This window comes from Gimesia sp. (assembly GCF_048262075.1).
Taxonomy (GTDB): domain Bacteria; phylum Planctomycetota; class Planctomycetia; order Planctomycetales; family Planctomycetaceae; genus Gimesia.
Map to the genome: position 1 here is coordinate 318,627 of NZ_JBLXFK010000002.1, position 12,835 is coordinate 331,461.

Annotated in this window: 12 protein-coding genes; 6 read left to right on the forward strand and 6 right to left on the reverse strand. The window is 49.5% G+C overall.

The genetic code is table 11. The annotated features are described in order from the left end of the window. Positions 1-17: 17 nt before the first annotated feature. Positions 18-1,037: a hypothetical protein gene (locus ACN0YH_RS04945; protein WP_417378450.1), complete on the reverse strand. Its 1,020-nt coding sequence runs from the start codon at positions 1,035-1,037 to the stop codon at positions 18-20. 445 nt (positions 1,038-1,482) lie between these two features. Here ACN0YH_RS04945 and ACN0YH_RS04950 point away from each other — a divergent pair, with 445 nt between their 5' ends. Continuing rightward, complete coding sequence (locus ACN0YH_RS04950) at positions 1,483-2,370, forward strand: DUF1559 domain-containing protein (protein ID WP_232103620.1); 888 nt, start codon at positions 1,483-1,485, stop codon at positions 2,368-2,370. Positions 2,371-2,469: 99 nt separating this feature from the next. Then, on the forward strand, positions 2,470-2,760 hold the full coding sequence (locus tag ACN0YH_RS04955) for a hypothetical protein (RefSeq protein ID WP_417378451.1): 291 nt from the start codon (positions 2,470-2,472) through the stop codon (positions 2,758-2,760). 8 nt (positions 2,761-2,768) lie between these two features. On the opposite strand, the gene ACN0YH_RS04960 is transcribed toward ACN0YH_RS04955, so the two are convergent. Next, positions 2,769-3,836 carry a WD40 repeat domain-containing protein gene (locus tag ACN0YH_RS04960; RefSeq protein ID WP_417378452.1) on the reverse strand — a complete coding sequence of 356 codons (1,068 nt, stop codon included), beginning with the start codon at positions 3,834-3,836 and terminating at the stop codon, positions 2,769-2,771. A gap of 242 nt (positions 3,837-4,078) precedes the next feature. Between ACN0YH_RS04960 and ACN0YH_RS04965 the strand changes: the two genes are divergently transcribed. Together ACN0YH_RS04965 and ACN0YH_RS04970 are read left to right on the forward strand one after the other, a co-directional pair. Continuing rightward, positions 4,079-5,014: a dienelactone hydrolase family protein gene (locus ACN0YH_RS04965; protein WP_417378453.1), complete on the forward strand. Its 936-nt coding sequence runs from the start codon at positions 4,079-4,081 to the stop codon at positions 5,012-5,014. Positions 5,015-5,038: 24 nt separating this feature from the next. After that, positions 5,039-6,166, forward strand: a complete 1,128-nt coding sequence (locus ACN0YH_RS04970) for a M20 family metallopeptidase (protein WP_417378454.1) — start codon at positions 5,039-5,041, stop codon at positions 6,164-6,166. Positions 6,167-6,181: 15 nt separating this feature from the next. Here the strand turns inward: ACN0YH_RS04970 and ACN0YH_RS04975 are convergent, their stop codons facing one another. After that, positions 6,182-7,354 carry a hypothetical protein gene (locus tag ACN0YH_RS04975; protein ID WP_417378455.1) on the reverse strand — a complete coding sequence of 391 codons (1,173 nt, stop codon included), beginning with the start codon at positions 7,352-7,354 and terminating at the stop codon, positions 6,182-6,184. A gap of 347 nt (positions 7,355-7,701) precedes the next feature. Between ACN0YH_RS04975 and ACN0YH_RS04980 the strand changes: the two genes are divergently transcribed. Then, positions 7,702-7,980, forward strand: a complete 279-nt coding sequence (locus ACN0YH_RS04980) for a hypothetical protein (RefSeq protein ID WP_417378456.1) — start codon at positions 7,702-7,704, stop codon at positions 7,978-7,980. Between the two features lie 76 nt (positions 7,981-8,056). Here the strand turns inward: ACN0YH_RS04980 and ACN0YH_RS04985 are convergent, their stop codons facing one another. Next, positions 8,057-9,382, reverse strand: a complete 1,326-nt coding sequence (locus ACN0YH_RS04985) for a Gfo/Idh/MocA family protein (RefSeq protein WP_417378457.1) — start codon at positions 9,380-9,382, stop codon at positions 8,057-8,059. Positions 9,383-9,703: 321 nt separating this feature from the next. On the opposite strand from ACN0YH_RS04985, the gene ACN0YH_RS04990 reads away from it, so the two are divergent. Then, positions 9,704-11,308: an N-acyl-D-amino-acid deacylase family protein gene (locus ACN0YH_RS04990; RefSeq protein WP_417378458.1), complete on the forward strand. Its 1,605-nt coding sequence runs from the start codon at positions 9,704-9,706 to the stop codon at positions 11,306-11,308. On the opposite strand, the gene ACN0YH_RS04995 is transcribed toward ACN0YH_RS04990, so the two are convergent. After that, positions 11,296-11,667: a response regulator gene (locus tag ACN0YH_RS04995; protein WP_417378459.1), complete on the reverse strand. Its 372-nt coding sequence runs from the start codon at positions 11,665-11,667 to the stop codon at positions 11,296-11,298. The two genes, ACN0YH_RS04990 and ACN0YH_RS04995, sit on opposite strands and share 13 nt — an antisense overlap. A gap of 57 nt (positions 11,668-11,724) precedes the next feature. Further along, positions 11,725-12,828: an HD domain-containing protein gene (locus tag ACN0YH_RS05000; RefSeq protein WP_417378460.1), complete on the reverse strand. Its 1,104-nt coding sequence runs from the start codon at positions 12,826-12,828 to the stop codon at positions 11,725-11,727. Between the last annotated feature and the right edge of the window lie 7 nt (positions 12,829-12,835).

Consider the following 12,835-nt stretch of genomic DNA (forward strand, 5'->3'; position numbering starts at 1 on the left):
TTTGCGGCATCAGGTCATTAACCCCAATGCCAGGCGAAGCGTGTTTTGAAGTGATGGTAATACAGGCCAATCATTCGCAGCGCGACAATTTCCAGGTAAAGCAAGACCGGTATCATGAAAATGACGACTACAATACCGTGCTCGCCAGCTATATAAGCAGTAAAGAAATAGACGACCGCAGTAACGAACATCGCGCCGGCGGTAAAGAAATAAGCGGCGAATGATTTAAGAATCGTGAGCAGCATCAGATCGATCCGGAGCACTGTTTCAAAGCCGCCTACCGCCACACAGAGCGCCAGAATCGGCCAGAAAAACAGTCCCGCACTATACAGAGAAATCAGAATCGCTATCTGTCCTCCCGTCAGTAAATCAGCCAGTGCTTCGTGATCGACGCCGACCATCAAGATTTTCATCAGCAGAAATCCTTCGAAGTTGACGGCATATGCCAGAAAAAGCATCGCTGGTAAATGCACCATGAACCAGGTGGCAATCCATTGCAGCATCGGAAAGAAGAAGCCTTCTTCGGGACTTAATTCGGGAAGCTCCTTGCGTCCCGTCGCCGATTCGTAGATGACGCTGAAGCGATAATTGCTGTACCAGCCCAGGATGATCAGTCGACCAATCAAGCCCAATATTGCGGCGAAGGGCAAAATGATATCTTTGGCAAAGAGCAGCATGCTGATGAGGACGAAGGTAAACAGGTTGCCGGGGTCAAGCAGAAACAGAAAAGTCTGAACCAGATCCTGCGTGTAGTTATTTTCCTTTTTAGTGGTGACCGGTCCATCTTCATCGCCGTCATACTTTTCCGCCTTAACCATCGGCTTGCGTACGTGGCGTCGAATTGATTTCGCTTGCGCCTCCTCTTCGACGGCGTCATCGAGCAGTTTTGAAAAATCATCGCCATCACCGAAATCTTCTTCCGGTTCGGGAATTCGGATGGTTTCTCCGCACTCTTTACAGCGGAGTTTTTTTCCGGCTGCTGCATCTTGAACCCTGTAGTTCCTTCCGCAAATTCCGCAGCTGATTTTTATCGTCATCCTGGTATCTCATCAGTAGAAGCACAAGAGTTCGTCGGCTGTATTTTCATAACGCAGCTTGGAGTCAACTGGATCAAATCCTTTTTTATAATTCTGTCCACCTGACTTAATCCGCATCCTACCTGTTCGGGTGACGACCTGCAGCATCTTACATTTGATTTCTGCAAAGTTCATCAAAACTTTTCTGACTGTGATTTAAGACACTAATTTTGTCTGTAGCAGGCTCTTCTCGAACTCTTCACACATCGACCATCTAATTTTTAAACAAGCATGATAAATACTCTCTCAACTAAATCACTACTGTTTTACCTTCCTGATCAAATTGATCATCAGAAATGGATTTCCCTACCTCCGGCTAGCTGAATGGCATTTGAAGCCATACACGCCACGAAAACATACACACAGTTTCACCCGACCGCTGTTTTTTCTCTAAGGAGATTTTCACGTGCTGCAACGTCAACGAAGAACTAAAGGATTTACCCTGATTGAACTGCTGGTGGTTATCGCCATCATCGCCATTTTGATCGCGTTACTGCTACCGGCAGTACAACAGGCACGGGAAGCCGCCCGCCGCAGCTCCTGTAAGAACAATTTGAAACAGATTGGTATCGCCATGCACAACTACAATGACGTGCATAACACACTGCCTCCCGGTTATCTGGACGACGATCCCCTGGCCAATTCCAGCAATCGTAATCTTCTGGGGTGGGGCACATTCATTTTGCCTTATGTAGAGCAGTCAGCACTCTACGATTCCATTGGCTCTGTGGGTGGTTTTAACAACAACTGGACAACCATCCCGGAAATCACCACAGGTACTGCCAGCGTTCCGGTTCCTTATTCCAAGGTGAAACTAAGTGCCTACATCTGTCCCTCTGATCCCATGGGCGGTATCAATACCGATGTGGGAGGCTATGGGAAATCTAACTACACGGGAGTCGCTGGCAACACATACCGCAGTACCGCCAGCGCAAAACCGACCGGTTCTTTTTATGATAACTCCAATGTCATGTTCCGTGATTATCGGGATGGATTGAGTAACACAATCATCATTGGAGAGCGGGGGACCGAAGGCACCAAGAACGGTACGATCTGGATTGGTAATTACTCAGATGGCGCTTATTACACACAGAACGCCATCACTTCTCCCACGAGTGCCTACTATGGCATTAACGGCGCAGCCGGTTCCTGGAACTTCACCAGTTCACACACCGGAGGCTGCCACTTCCTGCTCGGCGATGGAGCGGTTCGCTTTCTCAGCGAAAATATGGACCTCGCCACGTATGGGAATCTTGGATATATCGCAGACGGCAACGTAGTCGAACTGCCTTAGGTTTACCACTACACTTCCACTATTGGTCAGAGTGCGTCGTCCAGCAGAGACGGCGCACCATCTGCTTCAACCTTTTTATCAATACAGACTGCAGGCACAATGAAATATTTCGTAATCCTATTTTTGACTCTCACCCTGGTTGGTTGTGAAAGCAGTTCGACTGCTGCTCCCGAAGTCAGCCCCGGCCTGACCCAGAACCAGCTAATCCCCACTCTCCAGAAAATCGCAGAGACAGGCGAGTATTCCGATGTCCTGCAGGACCTGACCGTCGGTCTGGAAAACGCCGGCCACATGGAACAGGCTGTCACCGTACAGAGCTTTAACGATCTTTCTGAACCTGAAGACGTAAAGAAGCTCGCTGCGAAAGTGGTGGAATCGTTGAAAAAGTAATATACCTTTTACTTCTTCTCGATCAGCTTCTCGAATTCCAGTAATGTCACCTTGTTTTTGACAGCCAGGGCGAGCAACTTTCCATCAGGGGAAACAGCTACATCACCCCCAGGCTGGGAAAGATCAATGAATTGACCGGTCGATAGATTCCACAGCTTCACTCGACTTTCGAGTGAAGCGATTATCAACCAGCGGTCATCTGGAGAAAAGCGGACAGAACTGAGCATACCTCCTGCCTCAGTTTTCTTTTGCTTCAATTTCCCTGAGTCTGTATCCCAGATCTGAATCTGCCATTTTTTGTGTTTATATTGAAATGGACTTCCCCCCGCTGCAATCTGTCGACCATCGTGCGAGAGTGTCATAGCGAACAACATCAGGTCATCTGTCTGGAGAATCGTGCGACTGCTGCCAGCCTGAACGTTCCAGACTTGAACGACTCCACTCATCCCTGCACAAACCAAGGACTTTCCATCGGGAGAAAACTGCACACCGGCCACATCATTAGCAGGACACCGCAGACTTTTCATTTCCCCTCCCGTAGCAACCTGATATAGATGAAGATTTGGTTTCATGGGATCTTCTTCCCGCACCGTGGTTCCGACTGCAATACTTGTGCTGTCAGGAGAGAAAGCGAGTACCGTAACTGGCCCCGAAACCACTTTAATCAGTGCTTGACGTGACCAATCAGAGACGCGCCAGAGTTGCACAGTGCCATCATAACTGCCTGTGGCCAGAAGTTTACCGTTAGCAGAAAAAGAAATACTACTGACACCATCTTTATAGTTGTTTAACGTTGCCAACCGTTTTCCGCTGGCGACATCCCAAACAATCACCAGACCCGGATCGGGTTTCTGCAGTAATGCTTGAAACCTGCCATAGGCCACCGCTAACATTTTGCTGTCAGGCGAGAATTCCAGATCACTGATGACATTGGTATTACCATTCGGATTCTCGGGAGTCTCCAGACTCAGCGCATGATTGTTTGGTGATTCCTGAACCACAGCCTGCTCTTCAGCCGACAGATGCGAAAAGCCCAGCGTCAGCCACAAAGCTCCCGTCATAAGATTACGTAGCATTGTTGAGTCTTCCTGTCACTATGGTTCTCCCGTTTGCTCATACGAATTCCAACAGAAGACGCTCTATTGTAGTAAAAACGCGGCTGGACCTCCAAATGGATTTCACAGTAGAACGAAAAGTAACATGAAATCGAGATCCCACCTTGATTGCTGGCTATATGCTTTATCCCGGTTACCAGAAAAGGTATAAATAAAAGCATACCAATAGAAATTATTATTCTCTTTTACCAGGAGCACATCCCATGCCTCCCGCCGAATTTCAACAGAAACTGTTAGCAGGCCTGGGCGGTGAATGGCCTGCGCCGCCGGACTTGAATGTCAAACACCGCGATACAATCCAGAAGGATGGTTACCGGATTGAATCGCTGACCTACGAAGCCGAGCCCGGAGATTCGATTCCCGCCATGTTGCTGATTCCCGATATGGTCTCGCCCGCGCATCCGGCCCCCGCTGTCGCGGTCTGGCACCAGCATGCCGGGCAGTACCATCTGGGAAAAAGCGAACCGGCGGGCCTGGCCGGCAACCCGATGCATCATACCGGAGCCGCCCTGGCGAAAGAGGGTTTCGTCGTCCTCTGTCCCGATGCCCTCTGTTTTGAAGAACGACAGGATCCAACAGGCAAACTCAAAGACGGTCGCTACGAACGCTTCGAATTCCTGCAGTATATCGTTGCCGGCAAATGTATGGCCTGGAAAAATATTCTGGACATGAAACGGGCTATCGACTTTCTGCAGAGCCGTGCCGAAGTCATCGACGAGAAAATCGGCTGCTACGGACACTCCATGGGATCCACACATACCTGGCTGGTTGGCCCCTGGGAATCGCGCATCAAATGCCTGGTCGGCAACTGCTGTCTGCCTACTTACAAAGGCATTCATCGAGAACACATGTTGCACTGTTTCCCCAATTTTATTCCGGGCATCTACGAATACGGGGACACGCCTGACATCGCCGCTCTGATCGCACCTCGGCCGTTGCATCTGAATTTTGGCGAACTCGACGGAGGCAGCCCGATCGACGAAGTTCGCTGCGGTGTCAAAATAATTGCAAACAACTATGCTGCCATGAATGCAGAAACAAACTTTACTTATTATATTGAAGAGGGATCCGGACATGTGCTCTCCCCCACCATGTGGGAGAAGAGCCTGTCCCAGTTCCAGCGGCACCTGAAGTCATAACAATATAATAGCACGGAAATATCCATGGATGCATTGAACTATACCAGAGAGCTCGTAGCTTTTGAGTCCACCAGTTGTTTGTCGAACCTGGCTGTCAGCGATTACGTTGAAGCGGTCTTAAAAAATCTGGGGTTCGCGATTGAGCGACTGGAATACAACGACGCCAAGGGAATTCGTAAAGCCAATATTATTGGCCGCCGCGGATCGGGGCAGGGGGGCATGGCCTATTTTGCGCATACTGACGTTGTTCCCGCTGATCCCTGGTTCACGGATGAGTTCAGCCCCTTCACTCCCACACAGATTGATGACAAACTCTACGGTCGTGGCAGTTGTGACATGAAAGGGTCCATTGCCTGTATGCTCGCCGCCGCGAAGCAGTATGTCGAGCGCGATTTGAAACATCCGCTTTACATTACCTGTACCGCCGATGAAGAAGTCGGCTACCACGGTGCCCGGAACGTTGCAGAAAAATCTACCATGTACCAGGAAATGGTGGCTGGTGAAACACATGGGATTATCGGAGAACCGACACGCCTGGAAGTGGTTTACGCCCATAAAGGAACATACGGCTTCCAAGCGATCTCACATGGTCGTGCTGCTCACTCCAGCCTGAGTACTGGCGTGAATGCCAATCTCGCGATGATTCCGTTTCTCGTCGAGATGAAAAAACTGTATGACGAATGCATGACCGACCCCCGTTGGCAGAATGAGGAGTTCGATCCCCCTACCAACGGCTGGAACATCGGTATCAACGACAAAACGGCCGCCGTCAATATCACACCACCCCAAAGTATCTGTACGGTTTACTTCCGGCCCATGCCAGGACAGGAACCCGACGAACTGGTAGAGCGGGCGCGCAATGCAGCCGAAAAATGTGGCCTCGAATTTCAGTTCAAATGTGGTGGCACCCCTGTATATACAGACCCGAATTCACCCTTTGTCAATGAAGTCCTGCAAATTGCGGGCAAAGACAAGGCAAAGACCGTTTCGTACGGCACGGATGGCAGTCTGTTTCCCGAGATGAAGAATATGGTTGTCTTCGGGCCAGGGGACATTGGCCAGGCACATACGCACGACGAATTCATCGAACTGGAACAACTGGAGTTGGGAACACAAAAGTTTGCACAGCTTATTGAAAACTGGTGCTTATGATACCCAGCGACAAGATTAAGGTTGTTCTGTACCAGCGGCGTTGTTGAACAACTCCGGATCAAACGGATCGGCAGGTTTCTCTTGAACCAGTTCATTGATTTCCTGATCAGAGAGCTTTTTCGGTTCGAAACCGGTGATCAGTGAGATATCCCCTTTTAACCCCGCCGGTTCCAATTTCATGTCAGCCTGCTGGATTTCGTTTGTCGGCGCTGTTCCGGCAGCCTGAATCAGCAGATTTTCCCGTGCCTGTCCGCTTCGACGTTGCGCCCGCTTTGTGAGACGATCTGCACGCATCTGGTCCTGCTCGATACGATCCGCAACCACATCAGCGACCCACTTCTGAATAACCTGCTGTTGTTTTCGTCCTGCATAACCTGTATAGACAACGATTCCCTGCTGCGGATGTTCCTGATCGGACTTAACCAGTAACTGGCTTCGTAGCGGGTCTTCCAAGTCGATCCACTGGAGTACTTCTGCCAGATTTTTCTCGGCGTAAAAACGATGGTTTCCATAACGACGTGTAACCTGGGTCAGACGAAACTCTGATTTCGCAGCATTCCCGTGACAATTGGCATTCCCGCACTTATTCAGCATGATTGGTTGAATCTTTCGTACAAATAATGCTGACTGCTCGCGCGAGATTCCGGTCAGCGATGTCGCTTCATCGGAACTTTCCAGTTGTTTCTTGATTAATGTTTCCTGAATCTTTTCCTGGACCGTAGGCTGGTTCTCCGCGGAGACCCCCATCAGCCGACGCAGCATCAATTGTGGCTCCGAGCGTTTCGGTTCCAGTCGAATCGCATCCCTCAATTCACTTTTGGCCTCTTCATAAAGCTCATTGGTAATGCACCAGCGAGCCAGATCCAGATGCGAATTCGCTGTCGGATATTTCATCGCCGCCCGCTGCTTCAAATAGATTTCATGCAGATCTTTCGCTTCGAACAACACACTGTCAAACGGAACGACCATGCTGCCGGTCGGATTTTTGACGAGATATCCGCCCGCACTTTCACTGATTTCACCGGATACCATGCGGCCAGTTCTCATCAGCAGTAGTGAAGTTTTAGAGCGAACGGTTGCCGGAAGAGGTTCCTGGGCGAATGACAAATCTGCATTTGACAGACCGAGGCAAACCAGACACGTATAGAGCAATTTCGCAGGCATTAATTGAGTACTGAAATTTTTCATAATGAACCGTTTCACGAATGTGAGACAGAAAAGATCAAGCATCAACGACTTAACTGAATACAGTCTAAGCATTTGATATATTAAGACTTGGAATTATTTATAATTTGGGGGGACAGTTGTCGGAAGGTAGAGAGAGGATTCTGTGTTTTCTCTCATATTGTATTTTGTCAATCTGGTCAACCCGGCTTTCCCGGTAACGACTTCGTGGAACGTTCCACGCCTGAAATCTTTATTGCCGCCTGTACTTCGCTGGTTGATTTCAGCGGAGAACCAGTCAGAATGGAGACCCAGATAGAAGCATAGCCCGATGAGGTCAGCTCAACTACTTGATAAGGACAGATAATAAAATGAGTGAGGATTCTCAGTTTATTCAACAGCTAATTGGGAAAACGGTCGTGGTTGACCTCTCCAGTCTGTATGTGATCGCCGGAACTCTGATCGGCCAGGACCAGCACTACCTGTACCTGGAAAATGCAGACGTGCATGATCTGCGCGACACTGCCACCACTCGGGAAACGTACGTCCATAAAATCGGTTTGCATGGGGTGGCAGCAAATCGAGAACGGGCGCTGGTATCGCGTCGGGAAGTGGTCTCGCTATCAACGCTGGAAGATATTATTCACTGACCTGGAGACTTTAAAATAAAAACCCCGCGGAACCGAAATCCCGCGGGGTTGTATTTTACAAACAGATCATCTCAGTTTAGAGAGACCAGCCATCACGGTAGTCACGACTCAGGAATTTATTGGCTTCCGGAGCATTTGTGAATTCCATTTTCTTCGCGTCCCAATCCAGTTTTTTGCCGGCACGAATCGCAGCATTCCCCAGCAGAGTCGTCTCAGTCAGACGGCTGGCATAGTTGAAGTTAGACATCGCTGGATCGCCACCTTTACAGGCCACGACAAATTCTTCAAAGTGACCAGGTGAACGCGGCAGGCTCTGTTCTGGTTTTTTGAAGTCTTTGAATTTGTCTTTGGGTAGCAGAACATATTCTGCACCGTAGTCATCGGGCGTATAAAAATTACCTTCATCGCCTACCAGAACCACGCCACTGGATTTCAGTTTTTCACCCATCAGCAGTTCTTCTGGTGGTAAATTACCACCATCGTACCAGGTCAGCTTCAGCGGGCAAAGTTTCTTACCTTCACCACGCTCACCAAACTGATAGGTAATTTTTGTCGATTTGGGATAGGTTTCATTTTCAATCATCCCTTCCTCTTCTGCAACAATCGACTGTGGATCGTACAGATCCAGCGCCATCACATGCATATTCATCGTGTGACAGGCCATATCGCCCAGAGCCCCGGTGCCGAAATCCAGCCAGCCACGCCATTCAAACGGATGGTACAATGTGCTGAATTCACGGTAGGGAGCAGGTCCGAGGAACAGATCCCAGTGAATGTGTTTGGGAGCTGTTTCGCCTACGGGTGGACGATCAACGCCTTTACCCCACACAGGACGGTTAGTCCAGACATGTGCTTCCCGTACGTTCCCCAGTACGCCCGAACGAATGACTTCGACGGCTTCCCGGAACCCGTCCTTGGCAGTTCCCTGGTTCCCCATCTGGGTCGCCACACCATGCTCTTGAGCGGTTTCCCGCATCACGCGTGCTTCGTGAACCGACCAGGTTAACGGTTTCTGGGTGAAACAGTGCTTGCCTTTTTTCATCGCCATTACACTGGCAGGAGCATGCGAATGATCCGGAGTACTGACGGTGACCGCATCAATCTGGCCTTCCATCTCGGTCAGCATTTCCCGGTAATCATTAAATTTTTTCGCTTTAGGATAGCGGGCTGCTGCTTTGAGGAGACGTTTGTCATCGATATCACAAATGGCGATCAGATTCCCGTTGTCAGCAGCAGATTTAGAATCGCTGGAACCTTTACCGCCGACACCAATGGAAGCGAAATTCAATTTCTCAAGTGGCGACTTTTCCACTGCCAGCAGATTTTGTCCGCCAACCCAGAACGCGGCGCCTAACGCCGATGACTGTTTAATGAACTCGCGGCGAGTAGTACGTTGACTCATGAAGTGCTCCTGTTTGAATTTCTAATGTAATCGTATTACGCCATTTTACTTTAGTCGGTTAAAACGTTTCTGAACTTTTAGGAATCTCGTATCGGAAAAGTTCTATTTATTGTAGTTATTGGATGAACGAAAGAAAACACAATTACGGTGAAATCAGGCAGGATCCTCAAACAGCAGTTCCCGAGTTGAGACTTGAGAGCTCCTGATAATTTTGAAATATTTTCCAGCGAGACTTTTCTCCGAACCGGAATCATGTCAAAGTAAACTGAAGATTCAGCGTTCCCCCCCAGATCACCCCACAAGATGAAATTGACGTAGTCTATGAACACCCATGAATCCTCAGGCGTGAACCCGGTATTTGATGTCTTAATCTCAGGTGGTACTGTCATCGATGGTAGCGGCGCACCACGCTATCAGGCAAATGTCGGCATCAAAGGGGATACCATCGCCGCAATTGGCGATCTGCCTGAAAGTTCCGGAGCCACCGTCATCGACGCCACGAACAAGGTCGTCGCCCCTGGTTTTGTGGATGTACATAACCACTCTGACAGCTGGCTGCTCAATACACCCAATTTCATCTCCAAAACCTCCCAGGGTTTCACAACAGAAGTCATCATGGCAGACGGGATCTCGTATGCCCCCGTGGATCGCTGCACTGCTATGGACTGGGTCTACTACCTGCAGTCGCTGGACGGGCTCTACCCTCATGAATACACCGGCTGGGAGTCTCTCCAGGAATATATGAACCTGATCGATGGCAAGAACGTGCAAAACGTGATGACGCACATTCCCTATGCGAACCTGCGATCAATGGCGTGTGGCTTCGGTCGTCAGCGCGTAGATGACTTTCAGATGAAACAGATCTGCGCCGACGTCCGCAAAGGAATGGAAGCAGGCGCAGTCGGCCTGTCGACCGGTCTCGATTATGTCGCGCAATGTTTCTCAACCACCGATGAACTGGTAGAAGCCTGTCAGGCAATGGCCGAGTACGACGGACTATATGTCTCGCATATCCGTTATAAAAAAACGCTGATGCCGGCCATCGAAGAACTCGTGGAAATTGGAAAAAGAGCAGGGGTCAAAGTTCATATCTCCCATATGAAAGGACAACACCCGGGTCAGGCGGAAGAGGCTCTCGAATATATCGATAAAGTCGCCCGCCACGAAGTCGACATCTCGTTCGACGTGTATCCGTATCAGCCCGGTTCCACCATGTTGCATTTTCTGCTGCCTTACGAAGTGTTTGAAGACGGACCCCAAAAAGCAATCGAAAAGTTAAAGCTGCCCGAAATGCAACAGCGTTTCAAATACGGACTGGAGAATTACCTGCTGGATATCTCGGCGATTCAGATTGCCTGGGTGCTCACTGAAAAGAATAAACAACATCAAGGCAAATCACTGGGCCAGTATGTGGAAGAATCAGGGCTTCCCAAAGAAGAAGCATTGATCAACCTGTTGATTGAAGAAGAGATGGCTGTCCTGCTGGTCTTCAATATGGGAGATGACCGCCTCGTTGATCCGGTCCTGAAGCATGACCTGTTCATGATGGGTACAGACGGCATTTATATGGAAGGGGGCATGATCCACCCCCGACAGTTCGGTTCGGCAGCCCGTCTGCTCGGACCGTGCGTGCGGGACCACAAACTCTTTTCACTGGAAGACGCCGTCTATAAATTGTCAGGCTCCGCAGCCCGACGGTTTGGGATGGCGAACCGTGGTTTTGTGAAAGAACAGCATTTCGCAGACCTGGTGATTTTTGATCCGGAGACCGTGCAGGATCATGCCACCTATGAAAATCCGCAGCAGTTCTCCAGCGGCATCGACTATGTCTTCACCAATGGAATCCCCATCGTACATAATAATCAGCCACTGGAGATCACTTCGCAAACACTACCCGGTCGTTATCTCCGCTATCAACCCAAATAAGGCTGCAGACGGGCTGCGGTCTGGGGGTCCCGATATTGATCTTTGCCTATGCCATACACGGCTCCCACCTCTACTGCCTGTTCCTGGTACTCCGGGTAATTAGAGACCAGCATCAGCGGGCTGGGTTTGACATCAGAAGAACGTTTGATCTTCTCGATGAGTTCGATGCCATCACTATAGTCGGCATCCAGTTTACGGTTGATCAGCACCAGATCATACTCGCCCGATTTTAACTTCTCCAGTGTATCACGCTCCACGTCCGACTGATCAATCTCCACATCGAAGTGGCTGGTTAGAAAGCGTGTTAATGAACTGGTATCTGGCACACATTGTCCGACACTTAAGACACGTTTTGTCATTGATGTAAATCCTCTCAAATCTATTTTTTAGTATTAATATTTTTACGTTGGCTGAGTTTAACCGCACAAGCGAGACAGTTCCTGAATCGCCTCTAAAGCATCTTCTACATCAGGCACCTCAACACCTGGTTCGCGACCATTATGATCGCACTCTTCCAATAACAGCAGATCTTCATAGCTTTCGTTCGCCATCAACCGCCTCCGTGCGCGGGCTCCCAAAGTACCTGCCCGGATCGCATGCGCATCCATATGATGCTGAATCAGCCAGGCAGTCCTTTCTGTAATCAATCCTTCCAGCGCCTGCAAGCCTGCTTCAACATGATCGTGTGGGGCGATGGCTTTTCCTACATCATGTAACAAAGCTGCCAGTTGAAACTCTTCGTCATAGGGAAGTTCGTCGCACACCAGATCATATACCTGCAGACTGTGGTACAACGCATCTCCTTCGGGATGATATTTTTTAGACTGCTTGACTCCTGCCAGAGGCAGCAGCAACAGCCGGTACATCTGAAACCGATCGATGTTTTCTTCGACCTCCGCCAGTCGCTGATCCAGATCGATGCCCGGATATTCTTTTTCCAGCAGTTGTTCAAATTCAGGCAGTGTCGCCCGCTCGATCCGTTTGCCGGTAATCGAACACTTGAATCCATAGCTTGAGCGTTCGGTGGGATATAAAGTAAGTTCTACCGGAAATTCATCCTGAATATGTATGTGCGTGAAAATTCGTTCTTCACCATGTTTTTTTACGGTTTTGTGTTCGACACGATAGGAAATCCCTTCCTCATCCAGTTGTGCGGTTACCGCTTCACAACTGTGTGAAAAGACATGAATATCGATGTCCGACCCCTGTCGAATATGCCCGGTCAGGGTACTGCCGATCAGTTTTGGATGAAACGGCTTGAACATTCGTAGAAATCGTAACGCCTGCAGTCGCATCCCCAGCAGATTTTCTGTACGGGACTCGCCTTCGAAAGTGCAGGCAAAACGCTGGATTTCGTCTCGAATTTCGCGGTTACTGGGGAGATCGGCGGGTTTAACCCAGCCCTGACAGACTTTACGAGCAGCTTTCATTTTGGCCCGATAATACTCTGTCTCTTGTCGCGAATACATCAGTCGTGCCGCTTCAAAAATAATCTGGCGGCGCAGTTTACTCGGGTTCATTCATAAA

Coding starts and splice junctions, on each gene's coding strand:
- ACN0YH_RS04995 (WP_417378459.1), bottom strand. CDS start 11,667: ATGACAAAACGTGTCTTAAGTGTCGGACAATGTGTGCCAGATACCAGT.
- ACN0YH_RS04960 (WP_417378452.1), bottom strand. CDS start 3,836: ATGCTACGTAATCTTATGACGGGAGCTTTGTGGCTGACGCTGGGCTTT.
- ACN0YH_RS04975 (WP_417378455.1), bottom strand. CDS start 7,354: ATGAAAAATTTCAGTACTCAATTAATGCCTGCGAAATTGCTCTATACG.
- ACN0YH_RS04970 (WP_417378454.1), top strand. CDS start 5,039: ATGGATGCATTGAACTATACCAGAGAGCTCGTAGCTTTTGAGTCCACC.
- ACN0YH_RS04965 (WP_417378453.1), top strand. CDS start 4,079: ATGCCTCCCGCCGAATTTCAACAGAAACTGTTAGCAGGCCTGGGCGGT.
- ACN0YH_RS04955 (WP_417378451.1), top strand. CDS start 2,470: ATGAAATATTTCGTAATCCTATTTTTGACTCTCACCCTGGTTGGTTGT.
- ACN0YH_RS04985 (WP_417378457.1), bottom strand. CDS start 9,382: ATGAGTCAACGTACTACTCGCCGCGAGTTCATTAAACAGTCATCGGCG.
- ACN0YH_RS04990 (WP_417378458.1), top strand. CDS start 9,704: ATGAACACCCATGAATCCTCAGGCGTGAACCCGGTATTTGATGTCTTA.
- ACN0YH_RS04945 (WP_417378450.1), bottom strand. CDS start 1,037: ATGACGATAAAAATCAGCTGCGGAATTTGCGGAAGGAACTACAGGGTT.
- ACN0YH_RS05000 (WP_417378460.1), bottom strand. CDS start 12,828: ATGAACCCGAGTAAACTGCGCCGCCAGATTATTTTTGAAGCGGCACGA.
- ACN0YH_RS04980 (WP_417378456.1), top strand. CDS start 7,702: ATGAGTGAGGATTCTCAGTTTATTCAACAGCTAATTGGGAAAACGGTC.